The organism is Paenibacillus sp. Z3-2 (assembly GCF_054161325.1).
On record NZ_CP096397.1, the window covers coordinates 73,072 to 95,295 of the forward strand.

Annotated in this window: 17 protein-coding genes, 1 tRNA gene and 3 rRNA genes; 20 read left to right on the forward strand and 1 reads right to left on the reverse strand. The window is 47.8% G+C overall.

All coding sequences use genetic code 11. The annotated features are described in order from the left end of the window. Positions 1-21: 21 nt before the first annotated feature. The 10 genes from pabA to M1D71_RS00390 all read left to right on the forward strand — a co-directional run bounded on the left by pabA (position 22) and on the right by M1D71_RS00390 (position 8,483). Positions 22-597, forward strand: a complete 576-nt coding sequence (gene pabA, locus M1D71_RS00345) for an aminodeoxychorismate/anthranilate synthase component II (protein WP_458124824.1) — start codon at positions 22-24, stop codon at positions 595-597. 1 nt (position 598) lies between these two features. After that, a complete protein-coding gene (locus M1D71_RS00350) occupies positions 599-1,483 on the forward strand; it encodes an aminotransferase class IV (RefSeq protein ID WP_458124825.1) in 885 nt (294 codons plus the stop codon). After that, on the forward strand, positions 1,480-2,343 hold the full coding sequence (gene folP / locus M1D71_RS00355; RefSeq protein WP_458124826.1) for a dihydropteroate synthase: 864 nt from the start codon (positions 1,480-1,482) through the stop codon (positions 2,341-2,343). Before M1D71_RS00350 ends, folP begins: the two co-directional genes overlap by 4 nt. 115 nt (positions 2,344-2,458) lie before the next feature. After that, positions 2,459-2,821 (forward strand): dihydroneopterin aldolase, encoded by a 363-nt coding sequence (folB, locus tag M1D71_RS00360; RefSeq protein WP_062838071.1) that lies wholly within the window; start codon positions 2,459-2,461, stop codon positions 2,819-2,821. Positions 2,822-2,830: 9 nt separating this feature from the next. After that, positions 2,831-3,379: a 2-amino-4-hydroxy-6-hydroxymethyldihydropteridine diphosphokinase gene (folK, locus tag M1D71_RS00365; protein WP_458124827.1), complete on the forward strand. Its 549-nt coding sequence runs from the start codon at positions 2,831-2,833 to the stop codon at positions 3,377-3,379. Beyond that, a complete protein-coding gene (locus M1D71_RS00370) occupies positions 3,340-3,534 on the forward strand; it encodes a helix-turn-helix domain-containing protein (protein ID WP_440131322.1) in 195 nt (64 codons plus the stop codon). Before folK ends, M1D71_RS00370 begins: the two co-directional genes overlap by 40 nt. Positions 3,535-3,628: 94 nt before the next feature. Beyond that, positions 3,629-4,648, forward strand: coding sequence for a tRNA dihydrouridine synthase DusB (gene dusB, locus M1D71_RS00375; RefSeq protein ID WP_458124828.1), 1,020 nt, complete (start codon positions 3,629-3,631; stop codon positions 4,646-4,648). A 250-nt stretch (positions 4,649-4,898) separates the two neighbouring features. Beyond that, positions 4,899-5,378: a transcription elongation factor GreA gene (greA, locus tag M1D71_RS00380; protein ID WP_145326549.1), complete on the forward strand. Its 480-nt coding sequence runs from the start codon at positions 4,899-4,901 to the stop codon at positions 5,376-5,378. Positions 5,379-5,494: 116 nt separating this feature from the next. Next, positions 5,495-7,006, forward strand: coding sequence for a lysine--tRNA ligase (gene lysS / locus M1D71_RS00385; protein ID WP_458124829.1), 1,512 nt, complete (start codon positions 5,495-5,497; stop codon positions 7,004-7,006). A 139-nt stretch (positions 7,007-7,145) separates the two neighbouring features. Next, a complete protein-coding gene (locus M1D71_RS00390; RefSeq protein ID WP_458124830.1) occupies positions 7,146-8,483 on the forward strand; it encodes a TrkH family potassium uptake protein in 1,338 nt (445 codons plus the stop codon). A gap of 84 nt (positions 8,484-8,567) precedes the next feature. Here the strand turns inward: M1D71_RS00390 and M1D71_RS00395 are convergent, their stop codons facing one another. Further along, the gene (locus M1D71_RS00395; RefSeq protein WP_458124831.1) at positions 8,568-9,158 is read right to left on the reverse strand and encodes a TetR/AcrR family transcriptional regulator; all 591 of its coding nucleotides are present in this window, start codon (positions 9,156-9,158) and stop codon (positions 8,568-8,570) included. 87 nt (positions 9,159-9,245) lie between these two features. On the opposite strand from M1D71_RS00395, the gene M1D71_RS00400 reads away from it, so the two are divergent. The 10 genes from M1D71_RS00400 (at position 9,246) to M1D71_RS00445 (ending at position 22,214) form a co-directional block, all read left to right on the forward strand. Continuing rightward, positions 9,246-9,797: a hypothetical protein gene (locus M1D71_RS00400; RefSeq protein WP_458124832.1), complete on the forward strand. Its 552-nt coding sequence runs from the start codon at positions 9,246-9,248 to the stop codon at positions 9,795-9,797. Between the two features lie 439 nt (positions 9,798-10,236). After that, positions 10,237-11,789: ribosomal RNA gene (locus tag M1D71_RS00405) — 16S ribosomal RNA — on the forward strand. Between the two features lie 366 nt (positions 11,790-12,155). Further along, positions 12,156-15,083: ribosomal RNA gene (locus M1D71_RS00410) — 23S ribosomal RNA — on the forward strand. A gap of 81 nt (positions 15,084-15,164) precedes the next feature. After that, positions 15,165-15,281: ribosomal RNA gene (gene rrf / locus M1D71_RS00415) — 5S ribosomal RNA — on the forward strand. The 16S, 23S and 5S rRNA genes sit together here, the layout of an rRNA operon. A gap of 368 nt (positions 15,282-15,649) precedes the next feature. Further along, the gene (guaB, locus tag M1D71_RS00420) at positions 15,650-17,107 is read left to right on the forward strand and encodes an IMP dehydrogenase (protein ID WP_062838151.1); all 1,458 of its coding nucleotides are present in this window, start codon (positions 15,650-15,652) and stop codon (positions 17,105-17,107) included. A 449-nt stretch (positions 17,108-17,556) separates the two neighbouring features. Then, positions 17,557-18,909, forward strand: a complete 1,353-nt coding sequence (locus M1D71_RS00425) for a D-alanyl-D-alanine carboxypeptidase family protein (protein WP_458127122.1) — start codon at positions 17,557-17,559, stop codon at positions 18,907-18,909. A gap of 344 nt (positions 18,910-19,253) precedes the next feature. Then, positions 19,254-19,844 (forward strand): pyridoxal 5'-phosphate synthase glutaminase subunit PdxT, encoded by a 591-nt coding sequence (pdxT, locus tag M1D71_RS00430; protein WP_458124833.1) that lies wholly within the window; start codon positions 19,254-19,256, stop codon positions 19,842-19,844. 272 nt (positions 19,845-20,116) lie between these two features. Then, complete coding sequence (serS, locus tag M1D71_RS00435; RefSeq protein ID WP_458124834.1) at positions 20,117-21,400, forward strand: serine--tRNA ligase; 1,284 nt, start codon at positions 20,117-20,119, stop codon at positions 21,398-21,400. Positions 21,401-21,595: 195 nt separating this feature from the next. Further along, positions 21,596-21,684: transfer RNA gene (locus M1D71_RS00440), tRNA-Ser, on the forward strand. A 191-nt stretch (positions 21,685-21,875) separates the two neighbouring features. Then, positions 21,876-22,214: a hypothetical protein gene (locus M1D71_RS00445; protein ID WP_036607297.1), complete on the forward strand. Its 339-nt coding sequence runs from the start codon at positions 21,876-21,878 to the stop codon at positions 22,212-22,214. Positions 22,215-22,224: the final 10 nt, after the last annotated feature.

Here is a 22,224-nt window from a genome sequence, read left to right on the forward strand (position 1 = left end):
AAGATGAGGAGGAGCAGGCATATGATACTGGTTATCGATAATTACGATTCCTTCACGTACAACCTGGTTCAATATCTGGGTGAACTGGGTGAGACGGTGGAAGTTCGCCGCAACGATGAGATTGATCTGGCAGGCATAGAGGCACTGGCACCTGATCATATTCTGATCTCTCCGGGCCCGTGTACACCAAATGAAGCAGGCATTAGCTTGGCAGTCATCGATCACTTCAAAGGAAGCATCCCGATCTTTGGTGTGTGTCTGGGTCATCAGTCCATTGGACAAGCGTTTGGCGGCAATGTCATTCGTGCGGAACGCATGATGCACGGCAAAACATCCGAGATGCACCACAATGGAACATCGGTATTTGCCGGATTGCCATCTCCATTCACAGCTACCCGTTATCACTCTCTGATTGTGGAGCACAGCAGCTTGCCTGACTGCCTGGAGATTACAGCGGAGACAGCTGAAGGTGAGATTATGGGTCTGCGCCACAAAGAATATGCGATTGAAGGTGTTCAATTCCACCCGGAATCCATTATTACAGACCACGGACATCAGATGCTTCGCAACTTCTTGTCCCAACAGGTGAAGGTATAATATGCAATATGCCGCGATAAACGGAGAGTTGGTTAATATGGCGGCGGCCGTGGTTCCTGTAACGGATCACGGCTTTTTGTACGGACTTGGATTGTTTGAGACGTTTCGAACGTATCAGGGCACCCCTTATTTGCTGGAACGGCATTTGGAGCGGATGGCTTCAGGGTGTGAGGAATTGGGCATTCCTTTTACAACGAGCGCGGCAGAAGTGACGGATTGGATTCAACGTCTCATGCACGTGGGTGGACTTAAGGATGCCTACGTGCGTTACACGGTATCAGCGGGCGAAGCGCCGTTAGGCTTACCTTCTGGTGACTATACGAAGCCAAATCATATTATACTGGCAAAAGCATTACCTGAACCCTCTCCCTCTTTATATAAGAGCGGCAAAATACTCCAACGTCTGTCTACACCTCGTAACACGCCCGAAGGAAAGGTGCGGTTCAAGTCACTGCATTACATGAACAGCATTTTGGCGAAACGGGAGCTGAATGGGTACGGGCAGCATGTGCAGGGTGCAGAAGGGTTACAACTAACCCGGGATGGTTATATAGCGGAAGGGATCGTCAGCAATGTATTTTGGATACGGGAAAAAGTACTCTACACGCCAGCACTCTCAACCGGTATTCTGCCGGGCATCACTAGAGCTGTGGTAATGGAGATTGCCTCGCAGCAAGAATTTGCCTGCATCGAAACGCTTGCTACGTGGGAGGACCTCCTTCAAGCAGATGAAATATTTCTTACAGGCTCGGTTGCAGAATTGGTTCCGGTTACGACTCTGCGGGATCAGGGCGGAGCAGAAACGACAATAAGCAACGGACATATAGGCCCAGTTACAGCAGTCCTTCTGGGTATGTACCGGCAGAAAGCGGGGTATACTTCATGACACTCTCACCGATCATCTATGAAAGGAAATATGCATGGGGGCCAGCGGAGTTGAAGCTGGGTGCAAGAACACAGATTATGGGTATTCTCAACGTTACGCCTGATTCGTTCTCGGATGGTGGACGTTATACCAACGTGGAGCGGGCGGTTGCCCATGCCAAGCAGATGATGGAAGACGGGGCTGACCTGATTGATATCGGTGGGGAGTCTACCCGACCCGGATCAGAGGTTGTCAACGCCGATGAAGAGCTTAGCCGGATTATTCCTGTTATTGAAGCATTGCATCAGCAAGCCCCGCATATTCCAATATCCGTAGATACGTACAAGGCGGATGTTGCGCGTCAGGCCATTCTGGCCGGTGCCCATATCATTAATGATGTGTGGGGTGCAAAGGCCGACCCGGATATGGCTCGCACAGCAGCAGAACTGGAGTGCCCCATTGTTCTGATGCATAATCGGCAGGATCGCAATTATACCGATTATCTAAGTGATGTCGTCAGCGATGTGCAGGAGAGCATACAGATTGCGCTGGAAGCTGGCGTGAAGGCAGATCAGATTATCCTGGACCCGGGTATTGGTTTTGTGAAGGATCTGGCAGAAAATCTGAAGCTCATGTCATCGCTCGGTTTGCTCAATGAGATGGGCTATCCTGTCCTGCTAGCTACTTCACGCAAAAGATTCATCCAGAACACCCTGGATGTCGGTGCGGATGATGCGCTGGAAGGAACAGCAGCGACCGTTGCGTTTGGCATCGCCCAAGGCTGCCAAATGGTTCGGGTTCATGATGTGAGGTCGATTCGGCGGACGGCAGACATGTGTGATGCTATGTTATATACTTCTCCGGGTCTACGGAGGAAATAATACTGGCGGGTCTGATTGACCCGTCCAGTAGAAGTGCAACGTTTTTCAAAGGTAAGGCAAAAGATATCTTCAAATAGAGAACTATTTCAATATATATAGAGGGCAGGCGGATTGTATGGATAGAATGGTGTTGCACCGTATGGAGTATTACGGATATCATGGCGTTTTTGCAGAAGAACGGAAGCTTGGACAGCGGTACTATATTGATCTGGAGATCGATATGGACCTGAGCGAGGCTGGACGTAACGATGATCTGACCAAAACGATCAACTATGCAGAGATCCACGAACTGGTTAAACAGATTGTTGAGAATAAATCATTCCAGTTAATTGAAGCTTTGGGCGAACATATTGCATCTTCTTTACTGGACACTTATACTATTATCAATGCATTGACAGTCAAGGTGACGAAGCCACATCCGCCATTCGACATCCATTTTGAGGGCGTAACGGTAGAGCTTCGCCGCACAAGAAAGTGAGAACCGATCATGATTGCACATTCGACCTCTGAATCTTCAGAGGCTTATATTGCTTTAGGGGCCAATTTGGGTGACCGCGAACAGACGCTGCTTGAGGCATTGTCTTTGCTGGATGAGCACCCTCATATATCCGTTCTGCGCTGCTCTGCGCTATATGAGACGGAACCTGTAGGATATGTAGATCAGCCTGCGTTTCTGAATATGGCAGTCGCCGTACAGGCGATGCTGACACCGGAGCAGTTGCTCACGGAACTATTGGGTATCGAGGACCGACTCGGCCGTGTTCGTGATATTCGCTGGGGACCACGCACCGTTGATCTGGATCTGCTCTGGATGCAGGGTGAGACGCGAGATACCGAACTGCTTCAATTGCCTCATCCCCGCATGGGTGAACGGGCCTTTGTGCTGGTTCCGCTGTCGGATATCGTACCGCCGGGTGAGGAGTCAGGTTTGTATACCTATGTACACTCATCGTTGTCTGTACTGGATGGAAAGGATGGAATACAGCTTTGGAAAACATGCAATTGGCCAATCGAATCCGGGCATTCCGGAAGCTGAAAGGTTTAACACAACATGAACTTGCTGCCGAAACTGGTATCTCGCTGGCCATTCTGGGAACCATCGAGCGGGGAAACCGTAAGGTATCACAGCAAGAGCTGGATCGAATTGCTGGAGTATTGGCAATCAGTATCGAGGAGTTACAGGGCAGGTAGGACGTTTCGTTTTCGTCATTTACAACAACAAAGACACTAATCGATCTTTAATCGTTGATTTATACAGAATTAAAAAAGGAGTGGAACGACTAACGTGCTTAAAATTGGTGGCATTGAAATGAAAAACCAGGTCGTACTTGCGCCGATGGCTGGCGTATGTAATCCGGCTTTTCGTTTGATCGCAAAAGAATTCGGAACAGGCCTCGTATGCGCAGAGATGGTGAGTGGTAAAGCGATCGTGCATGGCAACCAGCGCACACGTGAGATGCTGTTTGTAGATGAGCGCGAGAAACCGCTCAGTCTTCAGATTTTTGGGGGAGATCGTGATTCCCTCGTAGAAGCTGCCAAAATCGTGGACCAAGAAACCAATGCAGACATCATCGACATCAACATGGGATGCCCCGTGCCAAAAGTGACGAAATGTGATGCGGGTGCGCGTTGGTTGCTTGATCCGGACAAAATCTATGAGATGGTATCCGCTGTAGTGGACGCGGTTGAGAAGCCGGTGACGGTCAAGATGCGTATCGGCTGGGATAACGAGCATATCTTCGCAGTTGAGAATGCGCTCGCGGTTGAACGTGCTGGTGGACAGGCGGTAAGTGTACACGGCCGTACGCGTGAGCAACTTTACACAGGCACAGCTGACTGGTCACACATCAAAGATGTAAAAGAAGCTGTCTCTATTCCAGTGATCGGCAATGGTGATGTCCATACACCAGAGGATGCACGCCGTATGCTGGATGAAACGGGTTGTGACGGAGTTATGATTGGTCGTGCCGCCCTGGGTAATCCGTGGATGCTGTATCGTACCATTCAATACTTAAGCACAGGTGAATTGCTTCCTGACCCGAATGGGGAAGAGAAGATCCGTGTTGCCATCCTGCATATGGATCGCCTGATCGCACTGAAGAACGAGACGGTTGCCGTACGCGAGATGCGTAAACATCTGGCTTGGTATTTGAAAGGCTTGAAAGGATCTGCTCGCATCAAGGACGTTATTATGGAAGGTACCAAGCGCGATGAGATGGTACAGATTCTGGAGAACTTTGTGGGTCAGCTGAAAAGCGAAGGTAATTTGGAGTCAGAACCGGTAATCGCCGGAAATGCATCTTAATCATAAACGCATCTGTAAAACGTTTACAGCTATAGGGGGCGTAACATTGACTTTTCGAGATCGTTCCCCTATAATTTCTCAGTATAAATTCGCCATGTGCGTTAATAAGGCTATAGCATCAGGAGGAATATTCTATTTCTCTGGAGAACTTCATATAGTTTTGAAGATGTATGCGGGCGGAGCTCTGTAATAAGCACTGATTCCGTTGCCGTACAATCAAATTATTCCCACGACAGGAGAATCGGTTGAGATGAGCGACAAGGAAGTTATCCTTACACCAGAAGGACTCAAGAAGCTGGAAGAAGAATTGGAAACATTGAAATCAGTGAAGCGCCGCGAAGTGGCTGAACGGATTAAGGTAGCCATCGGGTATGGAGATATCAGTGAAAACTCTGAATACGAAGACGCGAAGAATGAGCAAGCTTTCATTGAAGGACGTGTAATCACGTTGGAGAAATTGCTTCGTAACGCGCGGATTATCAACAGCGATGAGATCGATACTGATGTTGTAAGCGTCGGGGCAACCGTTACTGTAGAAGATTTGGAATTCGGAGACATCACGGAATATACCATTGTAGGTACTGCGGAGTCGAATCCGCTTCAGAACAAAATTTCGAATGAGAGCCCTGTAGGTAGAGCCATTCTGGGCAAGAAAACAGGTACTGTTGTTGATGTAAGTGTGCCTGCTGGTGTAATTCAATATAAAATTGTAGACATTAAAAAGCTATAGCAACGAAGCAGTTGGGCACGGTAAACAAAAGCTTCCTTAGGGAAGCTTTTTCAACATTTGAGGAAGAGCGTCCTCTCGCGATGCCTGCAATGTAAATAAGGAGATGAATACAGATCATGACGGATGAAGTCTTGAATCAGGAAACCGAACTTAGCGAGCTTTTACAAATTCGCCGTGACAAATTGGACGAGCTCCGCAAATTGGGAATCGACCCTTTTGGCCAAAAATACGTACGTACCGAAGAAGCCGGCTCCATTCTGAAGAAGTATGAAGAACTGACCAAGGAAGAGCTGGAAGAGAAGCACATCGAAGTCAGTATTGCCGGACGGATTATGGCGAAGCGGGGAATGGGTAAAGCAAGCTTTGCACATATTCAGGACCTGAGCGGCAGAATCCAGATCTATGTTCGTCAGGATAGCGTGCCTGAAGACAAGTATGCGGCATTCAGCCTACTGGACCTTGGCGATATCGTTGGGGTAACTGGTGTGATCTTCAAGACCAAAACAGGTGAAACTTCTGTCAAAGTTAAAGATCTTGAAGTGCTGTCCAAATCGCTCTATCCGCTTCCGGATAAATTCCATGGTCTCACCGACGTAGAGCTGCGCTACCGCCAGCGTTATGTTGACCTGATCATGAGCCCGGACGTTCAACAGACCTTTATCGCACGTTCCAAAATCATTCAATCGATGCGCCGTTATCTGGATTCCCTTGGATATCTGGAAGTGGAAACCCCTACGTTGCATACCATTGCAGGAGGAGCCGCAGCACGTCCATTCATCACGCATCATAATGCGCTGGATATGGAACTGTACATGCGGATTGCGATTGAACTTCACCTGAAACGTCTAATTGTAGGCGGACTGGAGAAGGTATACGAGATCGGTCGTGTATATCGGAACGAAGGTATGTCTACACGTCATAATCCGGAGTTCACGATGATTGAATTGTATGAGGCATATGCCGACTACAAGGATATTATGCAATTGACGGAGAACCTGGTTGCTCATATTGCACAGGAAGTACTGGGTACGCAAGTGATCCAGTATGGAGATTATGAAGTAGATCTTACGCCACAGTGGCGTCGTGTTACGATGGTGGATGCAGTTAAGGAAGTTGTGGGCGTAGACTTCTCCGTACACATGACGGATGAGGAAGCACATAGCTTAGCGAAGGAACATAAAGTTCCGGTTGAAAAACATATGACATTCGGTCATATTTTGAACGCGTTCTTTGAAGAGTTTGTGGAAGAGACGTTGATTCAACCGACTTTCATTATGGGACACCCTCTTGAGATTTCACCTCTGGCGAAGAAAAACGATGTAGACCCGCGCTTCACGGATCGTTTCGAGTTGTTCATCGTTGGACGCGAGCATGCGAATGCGTTCACAGAGCTGAATGATCCAATCGATCAGCGTCAGCGCTTTGAAGCACAGATGCTGGAGAAAGAGCATGGGAACGACGAGGCTCATGAGATGGATGACGACTTCATCCGTGCCCTCGAATATGGTATGCCACCGACAGGTGGACTGGGAATCGGAGTTGATCGCCTGATCATGCTGCTAACCAATTCTCCGTCGATTCGTGACGTACTGCTCTTCCCTCACATGCGCCCTCGTACGCAAGATTAAATAAGGAACGTAGGATACGTTCATAATAGAAGAGGAACCTGCCGTTCAGTATCATGCTGGGGCAAGTTCCTCTTTAGGTTTACATAGGCGGATTTATTAAGTTTAACCTGTTCGTATTTTGTTAAAAGAGGTGCCCTTCATGAAGTTCAGGCTTCACTTTGCCAAGTTCATATCTCCTCCATTAATCCTGGTCGGCGGTTTTCTGCTTATTATTGCGATTGGAACAATGCTTCTCATGTTGCCGATCTCTAACCAAAGCGGTGAGCATTTGGCGTTTATTGATGCTCTCTTTACATCAACCTCTGCGGCATGTGTGACTGGGTTGGTCGTTGTGGATGTAGGCACGACGTTTAATTTGTTTGGTCAGATCGTCATTATGGTGTTAATGCAGCTCGGTGGACTCGGCTTCATGACTATGGCTACTCTCTTTGCGCTAGTATTGGGTAAACGAATCTCGCTCAAGGACAGGCTATTGCTCAAAGAAGCCATTAATGCAGACAGTATGGAGGGGATTGTACGCATTATCCGCAAAGTGTTGATTTTCTCCTTTACCATTGAAGGGGTGGCTGCTGTCATACTGGCGCTACGCTGGGCAACGGAGATGCCGTTTGGTCAAGCTGTATACTATGGAATATTTCATTCCGTTTCCCTGTTTAATAATGGCGGATTTGATCTTTTCGGCAACAGCTTCCAATATTACACCGGAGACTGGATATTCAACGTGACCGCTTCTGTGCTCGTTGTCTCTGGTGGACTTGGGTTTGTTGTATTGAATGATCTGTTCGAGTATCGCAAACGCCGCCGTCTATCCCTGCAGTCCAAACTGGTGCTGTCTGTGTCTGGAGCGCTGATCGGTATAGGAGCGATCGTGCTGTTTGTTTTCGAATTCACAAATGGACATACGCTGGCTTCACTCACCTGGACCGAAAAGATATATGCATCCTTCTTCCAGTCTGTCTCTACACGTTCTTCCGGAACAAGTACAATCGATATCACGGAGATGAGGCAGGCTACCCAGTTCTTTTTCATCCTTTTGATGTTTATTGGAGCTTCACCGGGATCGACCGGGGGCGGAATCAAGACGACTACATTCCTGATTATGATTGGTGCAGTGTATGACATGATTCGGGGGAATAAGGACATCGTCTTTTTCCGCCAACGTGTTCCGAAGGAGCTTCTTATGAGAGCATTGACCATTATCATGGTTTCTCTGATTATATTCATGATCGTGGTGATGCTTCTGCTTACGACAGAGGATGCGCCATTCCTTTCACTGATGTTTGAAGCTGCATCGGCAATTGGTACCGTGGGACTTTCCGTAGGTGTTACTGATGAATTGACCAATTGGGGAAAAATCATTATTACCTTTACCATGTTTGTAGGTCGGATTGGGCCATTAACTATCGCGTATGCCCTACGTCCGCGCAAAGAGAAGAAACTGTATCGTCATCCGGAGGGCCGGATTATTATCGGATAAAAGAAAAACCGTCAGACATTCAGAACTAACTCCTGTTATCGTAACGGGCATTAGTCACAACGAATGTACTGCGGTTTTTTTTGTTTAGCGGCATAAGGAAGCAAGATGCAAAGTGAGAACATCGTCCATGAGCTTGCCATTCATCTGATCCGGTCTAAGCACGGTATGTATGCCTAAGCCATCCACCAGTGCATACAATCTCTCAATCTCCAGTTCTTTGTCCAGATCAGGTCTGGAGAGATCGAGCTTCATCAGGTAGGTAATAACAGAACCTACAGCTTGTCTAAGTTCATCATACACGGTATTAGCAAGTTCTTTGAGGGTAGGATCGGTTTTCGATCTGGCTGTAAAAGCGTACCACACCTCCATTTCGGCCAGTTTTTCTTCCGTGTTTGGTAAGAATTCGAGCAATAGGCGTTTCATATTGTCCATGGGAGAGCCGGTGAAGGACATTTGTTGGATTCGATGGGACACCCGTTCAGATACCAGGTTCATGGCATATAGTAGTAGTTCCGATTGAGTAGAAAAGTAGTGACGCATCGAACCGACCGAAATTCCAGCTTCTTCAGCGATATTCCGAACAGAGGCTTGTTCCATGCCATCTCTTCGTATAATACGCCATGCTGCCTCGGCTACGAGCACACGCTGTTTATCGTGATCAACAATTTTAGGCATAGGCGTATTATATCACTGTTGATTATTATAATACAAACGTGCTAAATTATAATTAATACAAATGTATCATAAAAAGGAGGGGCTGAGATGATTGGTTATTTCATTATAGGTTGTGAGATTGCCTTTTGGGTGTTTGTGTTCGCGGGTCTGAGTGTCAGGTATCTTCTTGGCATGAAGCGGTTAGGTATCGGTTTATTGATGGCGACGCCGGTTGTGGATCTGTTATTGCTGGTAGCTACAGTTATGGATCTTCAGCGCGGAGCTACAGCAAGCATGATTCATGGTATTGCTGCGGTGTATATAGGAGTAAGCATTGCTTATGGCCATAAGATGATCGCTTGGGCGGATCGATATTTCCTATATTGGTTCAAGGGTGGAGAGAATCCTCGGAGCAACAAGTTATATGGTAGAGAACATGCGAGTCGTGAGCGTAGTGGATGGTTTAGACATTTATTGGCTTGGGCCATAGGCAGCGCATTTCTCTTCGCCATGATATGGTGGATTGGTGATGCTGAACGTACATCTGTCTTCAATAATCTGATCAGAGTGTGGGGAATGATACTCGGTATCGATTTTCTGATAAGCTTTAGCTATAGTTTATGGCCACGAAAAGTTCCAGTCGGGAATGTTAAACAATAAAAAGCTAGGTGGACGTGCATACGAACTTGCTAAGTTGGGAAAATACCGTATGTACGTCCGGATTAGATCAAACCGATTGTTAATATAGGTTCAAAAAAAGACTTGCAATGTATATCTGTACATGGTATATTCTAATTCCGGCCAAGAAAACACGGTTCACACGGTGCGGCAAGCGAATGAAATAAGCTTCGAAAGAAACTTAAAAAAAGGGCTTGCTAAGTTGGTTCGGATATGATAAGATATAAAAGTTGCTGAAGAGAACGATATTCGGTAACAGCACAAGTTTGATCTTTGAAAACTGAACAACGAGTGAGTAAACATTCTGCTTGCAGAATGAACGCGAAAGTTTGAGACAAGCCTTGGCTTGAATCGACTGGAGCACAAATGAGATTTTTAATCTCGTCAGATTCAAAATGAGCTTATCGCTCTTTTCAATACTTTATTGGAGAGTTTGATCCTGGCTCAGGACGAACGCTGGCGGCATGCCTAATACATGCAAGTCGAGCGGAGTTAATAGGAAGCTTGCTTCCTTGATACTTAGCGGCGGACGGGTGAGTAACACGTAGGCAACCTGCCCTCAAGTTTGGGACAACTACCGGAAACGGTAGCTAATACCGAATAATTGTTTTCTTCGCCTGAAGAGAACTGGAAAGACGGAGCAATCTGTCACTTGGGGATGGGCCTGCGGCGCATTAGCTAGTTGGTGAGGTAACGGCTCACCAAGGCGACGATGCGTAGCCGACCTGAGAGGGTGATCGGCCACACTGGGACTGAGACACGGCCCAGACTCCTACGGGAGGCAGCAGTAGGGAATCTTCCGCAATGGGCGAAAGCCTGACGGAGCAATGCCGCGTGAGTGATGAAGGTTTTCGGATCGTAAAGCTCTGTTGCCAGGGAAGAACGCTTGGGAGAGTAACTGCTCTCAAGGTGACGGTACCTGAGAAGAAAGCCCCGGCTAACTACGTGCCAGCAGCCGCGGTAATACGTAGGGGGCAAGCGTTGTCCGGAATTATTGGGCGTAAAGCGCGCGCAGGCGGTCATTTAAGTCTGGTGTTTAATCCCGGGGCTCAACCCCGGATCGCACTGGAAACTGGGTGACTTGAGTGCAGAAGAGGAGAGTGGAATTCCACGTGTAGCGGTGAAATGCGTAGATATGTGGAGGAACACCAGTGGCGAAGGCGACTCTCTGGGCTGTAACTGACGCTGAGGCGCGAAAGCGTGGGGAGCAAACAGGATTAGATACCCTGGTAGTCCACGCCGTAAACGATGAGTGCTAGGTGTTAGGGGTTTCGATACCCTTGGTGCCGAAGTTAACACATTAAGCACTCCGCCTGGGGAGTACGGTCGCAAGACTGAAACTCAAAGGAATTGACGGGGACCCGCACAAGCAGTGGAGTATGTGGTTTAATTCGAAGCAACGCGAAGAACCTTACCAGGTCTTGACATCCCTCTGACCGGTACAGAGATGTACCTTTCCTTCGGGACAGAGGAGACAGGTGGTGCATGGTTGTCGTCAGCTCGTGTCGTGAGATGTTGGGTTAAGTCCCGCAACGAGCGCAACCCTTATATTTAGTTGCCAGCACTTCGGGTGGGCACTCTAGATAGACTGCCGGTGACAAACCGGAGGAAGGTGGGGATGACGTCAAATCATCATGCCCCTTATGACCTGGGCTACACACGTACTACAATGGCCGGTACAACGGGCTGCGAAATCGCGAGATGGAGCCAATCCCAACAAAGCCGGTCTCAGTTCGGATTGCAGGCTGCAACTCGCCTGCATGAAGTCGGAATTGCTAGTAATCGCGGATCAGCATGCCGCGGTGAATACGTTCCCGGGTCTTGTACACACCGCCCGTCACACCACGAGAGTTTATAACACCCGAAGTCGGTGGGGTAACCGCAAGGAGCCAGCCGCCGAAGGTGGGATAGATGATTGGGGTGAAGTCGTAACAAGGTAGCCGTATCGGAAGGTGCGGCTGGATCACCTCCTTTCTATGGAGAATCGTTTCCTGTAACGGAAACATTCAAATAAGCAGGTTCTTAGAACCTGCGACCGCAATTCATTTCGGTCCTTCACCTTGGTGTGGATGAAATGAAGAGCAAAACACTCACTCGTTGCTCAGTTTTGAGAGCTCAAACTCTCAAACAGCTTGCTTTTGCATGGAGCTTGTTCTTTGAAAACTAGATATCGAAACGAAAGTAAATGCGAATTAGAACATTCCTTTTTAGCTGAACTTGTGTGAACAAGTTTCAATAAAAACGGTAGTTAATTGCTTTTGCGATGGTATTGAATGGGAGCGACTTTTGGCTTTGCGCAAGCAAAACAAGGGAAGCGAGCAGTCAAAACCGGAGCAATATGGTTAAGCTACTAAGAGCACACGGAGGATGCCTAGGCGCTAGGAGCCGATGAAGGACGTGGCGAACAACGAAACTGCCTCGGGGAGCTGTAAGCAAGCTTTGATCCGGGGGTGTCCGAATGGGGAAACCCAGCTGGGGTAATTTCCAGTTACTCACAACTGAATACATAGGTTGTGCAGAGGCATACCAGGGGAACTGAAACATCTAAGTACCCTGAGGAAGAGAAAACAATAGTGATTCCGTCAGTAGCGGCGAGCGAACGCGGAGAAGCCCAAACCAGAGAGCTTGCTCTTTGGGGTTGTGGGACGTCTCACATGGAGTTACAAAGGAACCGGTTAAGCGAAGAGGTCTGGAAAGGCCCGCCAAAGAAGGTAAAAGCCCTGTAGTTGAAAGTCTGTTCCCTCCGAGACGGATCCCGAGTAGTGCGGGGCACGTGAAACCCCGTATGAATCCGGCAGGACCATCTGCCAAGGCTAAATACTTCCTAGCGACCGATAGTGAAGCAGTACCGTGAGGGAAAGGTGAAAAGCACCCCGGAAGGGGAGTGAAATAGAACCTGAAACCGTGTGCTTACAAAAAGTCAGAGCCCGTTTTAGGGGTGATGGCGTGCCTTTTGTAGAATGAACCGGCGAGTTACGTTCCCGTGCAAGGTTAAGGTGAAGAGCCGGAGCCGCAGCGAAAGCGAGTCTGAATAGGGCGACTGAGTACGTGGACGTAGACCCGAAACCGGGTGATCTACCCCTGTCCAGGGTGAAGGTGCGGTAACACGCACTGGAGGCCCGAACCCACGCATGTTGAAAAATGCGGGGATGAGGTGGGGGTAGCGGAGAAATTCCAATCGAACTCGGAGATAGCTGGTTCTCCCCGAAATAGCTTTAGGGCTAGCCTCGGAAAACAGAGTCGTGGAGGTAGAGCACTGATTGGGTGCGGGGCCCGCAAGGGTTACCAAGCTCAGTCAAACTCCGAATGCCATAGACTTACTTCCGGGAGTCAGACAGTGAGTGCTAAGATCCATTGTCAAAAGGGAAACAGCCCAGACCATCAGCTAAGGTCCCCAAGTGTGTGTTAAGTGGGAAAGGATGTGGAGTTGCACAGACAACCAGGATGTTGGCTTAGAAGCAGCCATCATTTAAAGAGTGCGTAATAGCTCACTGGTCGAGTGACTCTGCGCCGAAAATGTAACGGGGCTAAACACACCACCGAAGCTATGGCTTGATGCTTTGCATCAGGGGTAGGGGAGCGTTGTATAAGGGTTGAAGGTGTACCGTAAGGAGCGCTGGACATTATACAAGTGAGAATGCCGGTATGAGTAACGAAAAGATCAGTGAGAATCTGATCCGCCGAAAGCCTAAGGGTTCCTGAGGAAGGCTCGTCCGCTCAGGGTAAGTCGGGACCTAAGGCGAGGCCGAAAGGCGTAGTCGAAGGACAACAGGTCGAAATTCCTGTACCACCGTAAGCCGTTATGAGCAATGGGGGGACGCAGTAGGGTAGTGACGCGGACTGATGGATGTCCGTCTAAGCAGTAAGGCTGATGTGTAGGCAAATCCGCACATCGTAAGGCTGAGCTGTGATGGGGAGTGAAAATTACAGTAGCGAAGGTCATGATCTCACACTGCCAAGAAAAGCCTCTAGCCAGGTGATGGTGCCCGTACCGCAAACCGACACAGGTAGGCGAGAAGAGTATTCTAAGGCGCGCGGAAGAACTCTCGTTAAGGAACTCGGCAAAATGACCCCGTAACTTCGGGAGAAGGGGTGCCCCGGTAGTGTGAATAGCACGAGGGGGCCGCAGTGAAAAGGCCCAAGCGACTGTTTAGCAAAAACACAGGTCTGTGCGAAGCCGTAAGGCGAAGTATACGGGCTGACGCCTGCCCGGTGCTGGAAGGTTAAGGGGAGTGGTTAGGGACTAGTCCCGAAGCTGTGAACCGAAGCCCCAGTAAACGGCGGCCGTAACTATAACGGTCCTAAGGTAGCGAAATTCCTTGTCAGGTAAATTCTGACCCGCACGAATGGCGTAACGACTTGGGCGCTGTCTCAACGAGAGATCCGGTGAAATTTTAATACCTGTGAAGATGCAGGTTACCCGCGACAAGACGGAAAGACCCCATGGAGCTTTACTGCAGCTTGATATTGAATTTGGGTACGATCTGTACAGGATAGGTGGGAGCCTTTGAAACGTGAGCGCCAGCTTGCGTGGAGGCAACGTTGGGATACCACCCTGATCGTATCTAGGTTCTAACCTGGTACCGTAATCCGGTGCGGGGACAGTGTCAGGTGGGCAGTTTGACTGGGGCGGTCGCCTCCTAAAGAGTAACGGAGGCGCCCAAAGGTTCCCTCAGAATGGTTGGAAATCATTCGAAGAGTGCAAAGGCATAAGGGAGCTTGACTGCGAGACCTACAAGTCGAGCAGGGACGAAAGTCGGGCTTAGTGATCCGGTGGTACCGCATGGAAGGGCCATCGCTCAACGGATAAAAGCTACCCTGGGGATAACAGGCTTATCTCCCCCAAGAGTCCACATCGACGGGGAGGTTTGGCACCTCGATGTCGGCTCATCGCATCCTGGGGCTGAAGTAGGTCCCAAGGGTTGGGCTGTTCGCCCATTAAAGCGGTACGCGAGCTGGGTTCAGAACGTCGTGAGACAGTTCGGTCCCTATCTGTCGTGGGCGTAGGAAATTTGAGAGGAGCTGTCCTTAGTACGAGAGGACCGGGATGGACGTACCGCTGGTGTACCAGTTGTTCCGCCAGGAGCACCGCTGGGTAGCTATGTACGGAAGGGATAAACGCTGAAAGCATCTAAGCGTGAAGCCCCCCTCAAGATGAGATTTCCCAGTATGTAAGACCCCTTGAAGACGACGAGGTAGATAGGCTGGGGGTGGAAGTGCAGCAATGCATGGAGCTGACCAGTACTAATCGGTCGAGGGCTTATCCAATTGCAAGTGATAATTCGCATGTTTCGTTTCGAATCTAGTTTTCAGGGAACAACAACTCTGAAATGTAAGCTAAGCTATGCGTTTGGTGGCGATGGCGGAGGGGTTCCACACGTACCCATCCCGAACACGACCGTTAAGCCCTCTAGCGCCGATGGTACTTGGACCGCAGGGTCCTGGGAGAGTAGGACGCCGCCAAGCAAAGAACCACTGCCGATGTTATTCGGTGGTGGTTTTTATTTTGTTGTTATAATATACAGTACGCGATTAAAATACAGAATGTATTTGGTAATTTAACAGCACAATAGTATGTATAAAGATAACGTTATTCGATACGAATTGACGTTTTTTTGTCGTAATATCTACTCTTGTCCGCTCTAGAAAAACAGTTGTGTTTATCAGGCAATACACCTGATATAACCAAGTACTTTTCCTTGACAGTCTAAATATCGCTTTGCTAAGATGGCAATAATAAATTTTTCAGAAAACGTATTTTCGGCGTGAAATACAGCCTGGAATCTTCGGGTTTTGGACCGTAAAGCTGAGCAAACATAAGGAGGAACACTTGCGTGTGGGAAGATAAATTTGGTAAGGAAGGCCTCACCTTTGATGATGTATTGCTAGTGCCACGGAAATCCGAGACACTGCCTAAAGAAGTAGATGTATCTATTCGTTTGAGCGATAGTGTAAAGTTAAACATTCCTTTGATCAGTGCAGGTATGGATACGGTAACTGAAGCGACACTGGCTATTGCCATTGCGCGTGAAGGCGGTATCGGTATTATCCATAAAAATATGTCGGTTGAACAACAGGCAGAAGAAGTGGATCGAGTTAAACGTTCGGAGAGTGGCGTAATTACGAACCCGTTCTCACTGACAGCAGATCACCTGGTATCTGATGCGGAAGCAGTCATGGCGAAATATCGGATCTCTGGTGTACCTATTATTGAAGGAGATCAGAAGCTGGTTGGTATTTTGACCAACCGTGATTTGCGTTTTATCCATGATTACGGCATCAAAATTAGTGAAGTTATGACTCGTGAGAATCTGGTTACAGCTCCTGTAGGTACTACACTACAAGAAGCTGAGGGTATCCTTCAGAAACACAAGATTGAAAAACTTCCATTAGTTGATGAGACGAACACATTGAAAGGTCTTATCACCATTAAAGATATTGAAAAAGCCATTCAATTCCCTCATGCAGCCAAAGATGCTCAAGGCCGTTTGTTGGTTGGTGCAGCGATTGGTATCTCCAAAGATACATTCGAACGTGCAGACGCTTTGGTACAAGCTGGTGTTGATTTGATTACGGTAGACTCGGCTCACGGACACCACATCAACATTATTGAAGCTGTACGTCAGCTTCGTGAACGTTTCCCTAGCCTGACCATCGTTGCAGGTAACGTCGCTACAGGCGCAGCAACTCGTGACCTGATCGAAGCAGGGGCTTCAGTGGTCAAAGTGGGTATTGGTCCAGGGTCGATATGTACAACACGTGTTATCGCTGGTATTGGTGTACCTCAAGTAACTGCAGTATACGATTGTGCAACAGTAGCACGTGAATATGGAGTTCCGATTATCGCAGATGGCGGAATTAAATATTCTGGTGAAATCACGAAGGCACTGGCTGCAGGAGCACACGCGGTTATGCTGGGAAGTTTGTTTGCCGGCACAGCGGAAAGCCCGGGGGAAACTGAGATCTTCCAAGGACGTAGCTACAAAGTATATCGCGGTATGGGTTCAATGGCTGCAATGAAACAAGGTAGTAAAGATCGTTACTTCCAAGATGATGACAAGAAACTGGTTCCGGAAGGAATCGAAGGTCGTGTCGCTTACAAAGGACCATTGTCTGATACGATCCACCAACTGATTGGTGGTCTGCGTTCGGGTATGGGATACTGTGGTACAAGCAACTTGGAGCAACTTCGTAACGATACGGGCTTTATCCGAATTACAGGTGCGGGACTCCGCGAAAGTCATCCCCATGATGTACAGATTACCAAAGAAGCACCTAACTACTCGTTGTAATCTGAAGAGAGTTAATCATTTCCAGGACAGGCTCGGTGATTTTCACCGGGTCTGTCTTTTTTTGCAGATACCCCTGTGATAGAATAGAACAAGCGGTGACGATAAGGATTGGATTAAGGCGTTGCGGCGGCAATTTGACGTGAATCTATGAATATGGTTTTGAAAAGCAAACGAATGCCAGAAAAGACTGGCAGCTAAACAGAAGCGCGGACGTCCTTTTACATAAGCATTCGCAAAATGCGGACTAAGTGACAATCGATAACGAACTTTAGGAGCAATAATATTGCTTGTTCGATATAGCGCATATACCACACATCTCATACATCATTGCACAGGTTAGGGAACAAGAAAATCGCAGCTTAAGCTGCACTGAAGCATTTAACCATGCTTTGGATCGAAGGGAGTATTCATCATTGAAAACCAAACAGTTGAATAAAAAGAAACGCCAAATGCTCAAAAAGAGCGTAGCCTCGGTTATGCTAATTAACATGCTTTGCATGTCTGCAGTAATGCCGGTTATGGCTGCTGCGGATAACTCCGGTCAGGTTCTGACTGCTACGGCAACAACAACAAAGACGGAAAAAGCAATACAAGTTCCTGGGGTGGACTCACTCGGGCTCGAAGTTAGAGCAGCTGTGCTGATGGAGGCTTCAACTGGTCAAGTTTTGCTGTCTGTCGATGCGGATAAAGCGATGCCGCCTGCAAGTATGACCAAGATGATGACAGAGTACATTGTCGCAGAACAGGTCAAACAAGGAAAATTCGGTTGGGACGATATTGTAACTGTTAAAAAGAATGCTGCACAAAGTGTCGGATCACGTATCTTCCTGGCGGAAGGGGATCAGCACACAGTCAAGGATCTCTATATTGCTATGGCTGTTGGCTCTGCCAATGATGCTACAGTTGCTTTGGCTGAGTATGTTGCAGGTTCGGAAGAAGCTTTCGTGAAAATGATGAATGATGAAGCCAAGCGTATGGGGATGAAGGATACCTTCTTCATTAACTCTTCGGGTCTGGATCGTGCAGATATGCCTGCCGACTTCCGCCCGGCGGAAGACAAGGAAACAGTGATGTCTGCTCTGGATGCAGCAATTCTGTGCCGATATATCATTATGGATCACCCGGACTACAAAGAGTTCACAACCATTCAATCCTACAAGTTCCGTCCTAATGATAAAGCTCCAATCATCAATTACAACTGGATGCTGGAAGCGAATAAAAATATAACCAATTTCAAAAGCTATGCCTATGAAGGTCTCGACGGAATGAAAACAGGCCATACCTCGAATGCGGGTAATAACTTCACGGGTACGGCGGAGCGTAATGGTATGCGTCTGATCAGTGTTGTTATGGGCACCGATTCGGAATCTGCACGTTTCAGAGAAACTAAAAAGGTACTGGACTATGGATTTAACAACTTTGAAGTGAAACAGGCTGTTGCAGGCAAGACCAAAGTAACGGGCTGGGAAGCTGTACCTTTGAAAAAAGGGAAAGAAACGACCGTTCCTGTTGTAACAGATAATGCGGTAAGTTTCGTTGTTCCCAAAGGTACTCAAAACCTGGATGTGACGTTCAAAGCCAACGTAACTGAGGCCGACAAGCTGGTAGCACCAATTAAGGCAGGTACGAAGGTTGGTACGGTTACGTACACGTATAAAGCAGATGGGATTGAGCCTCAGGAAAAAACAGTGAACTTGATCACTGCTGAAGAGGCGGATAAAGGCGGATGGTTCCGTCTGTTCTTCCGGGCTGTAAAGGATTTCTTCGTGGATCTCTTTGACGGAATTAAAAACCTGTTTTAACCAATAGCGTATTTCTCGAAAAAGAGCATGATCATGATTTTTAATATTGATGTGGTTAAATCACTGATAAAATGCACGTTATTCCGACCGGATGGATTGTATATTTACAATTTTTCCGGTAAAATATCAAGTTAGAATTCTACGTGTGATGATGTAAAAAAGTATATTGTTCTATTACCTGGGAGAGCGGGCTAACCGTTATATTCAAGGCAATGAACGACACATGCATTACGGGCCGAAGTGTCTAAGATTCTTGGAGCAGCGATGAATGGCATTGAGATTTCCAAACTTGCACCTTCTGACCGTATGCAAGATCCGGCTGGTAAGAGAAGGGGAATGTTCATATGAAGATCGGCGTATTAGCACTTCAGGGGGCTGTCACAGAGCATATTCGGAGTATTGAACGTGCTGGAGCAGAAGGTGTGGCAATCAAACAGGTTCAGCAATTACAGGATCTGGACGGTCTTATCCTTCCTGGCGGGGAAAGCACGACGATCGGTAAACTGATGCGCAAGTACGGGTTTATGGATGCCATTCGAGCGTTCGCTGCTGAGGGCAAACCGGTATTTGGTACCTGTGCTGGTTTGATCGTTATGGCCAAACACATTACAGGACAAGAAGAAGCTCATTTGGAGCTAATGGATATGACTGTATCCCGAAATGCATTTGGACGGCAGAGAGAAAGTTTTGAGACAGACTTGCCAGTCAAAGGCATTGAGGAAACGGTAAGGGCTGTGTTTATCCGGGCACCCTTAATTGAGAGTGTTGGAGACCAGGTGGAGGTTCTCTCCACATACAAAGATGAGATTGTTACTGCGCGCCAGGGACATTTGCTGGCTTGCTCCTATCATCCGGAGTTGACGGATGACTATCGTCTGCATGCTTATTTTGTAGACATGGCCAAATCCTACTCACCCTTGGTAGATCCTAAATAAAGCATGATGTACAACCTATGATCTCCCGGTCATCGGATCACTTCCCCAGAAGCCTTGTATGGCCGCTGGTTGGCAGTTGCATCTGAACGGATGCCTGATGTTGCCTGTATCTGCTTCAAAGCGGGAATCGCAGCGGAGGGTGACACCTGGACCATAGGTTGTTTTTTTGGTTACAGGGTCCGATAAGTATACAGTAAGGTATACACAGTAGAGTTATGAGATTGGATTAAACATAAAGCTTCACTTCGTGGGGTTATTTAGGAGGTTATATCGTGCTTGATGTGAAAATATTGCGGAATGAGTATGCACGTGTAGAAGAAGCATTGACTAACCGTGGCAAATCGCTGGATCTTGTCGCTGGATTTACGGAAATGGATGCCAAGCGTCGGGAATTGCTTCAAGAGAGTGAAACGCTGAAGAGTCGTCGGAACACGGTATCTGGTGAAGTCGCTAGACTGAAGAAGAACCGTGAGAATGCAGACGAACTGATTGTGGAGATGCGTGAAGTCTCTGACCAAATCAAAGCTATGGACGAAGAAGTTCGTGAACTGGAAGTGAAGATCAATGATCTCACGATGGCCATTCCGAACATTCCTAACGAAAGTGTACCTATTGGAGCTTCCGAAGCGGATAATGTTGAGATTCGTCGCTGGGAAGAGCCCAAGTCATTTACTTTTGCACCAAAAGCACACTGGGAAATTGCACAGGATCTCGATATCCTTGATTTTGAAGCAGCTGCCAAAGTAACAGGTTCCCGTTTTACCTTTTATAAAGGTCTGGGAGCACGTCTGGAACGGGCATTGATCAACTTCATGATGGATCTGCACAGTGATCAGCATGGATATGAGGAGATCTTGCCTCCATATATCGTCAATCGGGACAGCCTGTTCGGAACAGGTCAACTGCCTAAGTTCGAAGAGGATCTGTTCAAGTTGAAAGATACTGAATATTATCTGATTCCTACCGCTGAAGTTCCGGTAACGAACTACCACCGCGAAGAGATTCTGAATATAGATCAATTGCCTAAGCACTTTGTGGCATACAGCTCTTGTTTCCGTTCTGAAGCCGGTTCGGCTGGACGGGATACACGCGGATTGATTCGTCAGCATCAATTCAACAAAGTAGAGCTGCTGAAGCTTTCTACCCCAGAGACATCGTATGAAGAGCTGGAGCAAATGACACAAAATGCGGAGCGCGTGCTTCAACTACTGGGCTTGCCGTACCGCGTTCTAACACTTTGCACCGCAGATATGGGCTTCACTTCAGCTAAAACGTATGATATTGAAGTGTGGTTACCTGAGAGCGACACCTATCGTGAGATTTCTTCCTGCTCCAACTGTGAGGACTTCCAGGCACGTCGTGCCAATATCCGTTTCCGCAGAGAGCCAAAAGCTAAACCTGAATTTGTTCATACATTGAACGGTTCAGGATTGGCTGTTGGTCGTACTGTAGCAGCAATCCTGGAGAACTATCAACAGGAAGATGGCACGGTTGTCATTCCGGAAGCATTGCGTCCTTATATGGGTGGCATCAGTGTGATTGCACGTCGTTCTTAAGAGTGAGTTAACGATTCACATATCAAAAAGAATACCATTCCTGTCTGTCATTCTGAATGGCGGATGGGAAGGTATTGTATATCTAAATCCGCGATCTGAACTAAATTTTGAATAGCGATATAAAAAAAGGTTGCATCTTCATATCTAATTGTGGTATGATAATTTTCGTGGCAAGTTTATAAAAGTTAATTCCCTGGAGAGGTACCGAAGCGGTCATAACGGGGCGGTCTTGAAAACCGTTAGGGGGCAACTCCACGTGGGTTCGAATCCCACCCTCTCCGCCATACTACACTTATAACAAGGATTCGAGCGATATCGCTCGGGTCCTTTTTTGCGTTATATGTACGTATAAAGCCCTGAATCTAGAAGTTGGCCGTCGATGTATAGGTTGCCCAGTGTCACGGTATATTTCAATAAAGCTGTTATGTATAAAAACATCCTCATCGCCGCACTTTATAGGAGTGGAGGTGGTAAGATGAACCGCGAGTTAAACATCGATCAGACAGAGCTTGTGGGGGCCTGGCAAGAACGTTTGCCTCAAGTCCTGAATGTTGGAGACCAGGCTCAGGTAATGGCCGATGAAGCCGATCAGCAGGCTATTCGGATACACATTGCTACAGCAGGGCACGAGATGTACTCTTTTGATTTCAAATGTGCATATGTCGATTCCCGTGAAGTCAGCGTACAGCTGATTGATGTGGAACGTGATGGACGAACGACAGATGAGCGTACAGAACCGATTCAGGAACTGGCTCACGATTATACACGGCACATTCATGAATGCGCCCAGTCGTTACAATCCCAGACGAGATAATAGCCTGAAA

Excerpts from the sequence above, each read along its gene's own strand:
- folP (WP_458124826.1), top strand. The coding sequence starts at position 1,480 with ATGACACTCTCACCGATCATCTATGAAAGGAAATATGCATGGGGGCCA.
- pdxT (WP_458124833.1), top strand. The coding sequence starts at position 19,254 with ATGAAGATCGGCGTATTAGCACTTCAGGGGGCTGTCACAGAGCATATT.
- pabA (WP_458124824.1), top strand. The coding sequence starts at position 22 with ATGATACTGGTTATCGATAATTACGATTCCTTCACGTACAACCTGGTT.
- lysS (WP_458124829.1), top strand. The coding sequence starts at position 5,495 with ATGACGGATGAAGTCTTGAATCAGGAAACCGAACTTAGCGAGCTTTTA.
- M1D71_RS00425 (WP_458127122.1), top strand. The coding sequence starts at position 17,557 with ATGCTCAAAAAGAGCGTAGCCTCGGTTATGCTAATTAACATGCTTTGC.
- M1D71_RS00390 (WP_458124830.1), top strand. The coding sequence starts at position 7,146 with ATGAAGTTCAGGCTTCACTTTGCCAAGTTCATATCTCCTCCATTAATC.
- folK (WP_458124827.1), top strand. The coding sequence starts at position 2,831 with ATGATTGCACATTCGACCTCTGAATCTTCAGAGGCTTATATTGCTTTA.
- M1D71_RS00395 (WP_458124831.1), bottom strand. The coding sequence starts at position 9,158 with ATGCCTAAAATTGTTGATCACGATAAACAGCGTGTGCTCGTAGCCGAG.
- M1D71_RS00370 (WP_440131322.1), top strand. The coding sequence starts at position 3,340 with ATGCAATTGGCCAATCGAATCCGGGCATTCCGGAAGCTGAAAGGTTTA.
- M1D71_RS00445 (WP_036607297.1), top strand. The coding sequence starts at position 21,876 with ATGAACCGCGAGTTAAACATCGATCAGACAGAGCTTGTGGGGGCCTGG.
- M1D71_RS00350 (WP_458124825.1), top strand. The coding sequence starts at position 599 with ATGCAATATGCCGCGATAAACGGAGAGTTGGTTAATATGGCGGCGGCC.
- M1D71_RS00400 (WP_458124832.1), top strand. The coding sequence starts at position 9,246 with ATGATTGGTTATTTCATTATAGGTTGTGAGATTGCCTTTTGGGTGTTT.
- greA (WP_145326549.1), top strand. The coding sequence starts at position 4,899 with ATGAGCGACAAGGAAGTTATCCTTACACCAGAAGGACTCAAGAAGCTG.
- folB (WP_062838071.1), top strand. The coding sequence starts at position 2,459 with ATGGATAGAATGGTGTTGCACCGTATGGAGTATTACGGATATCATGGC.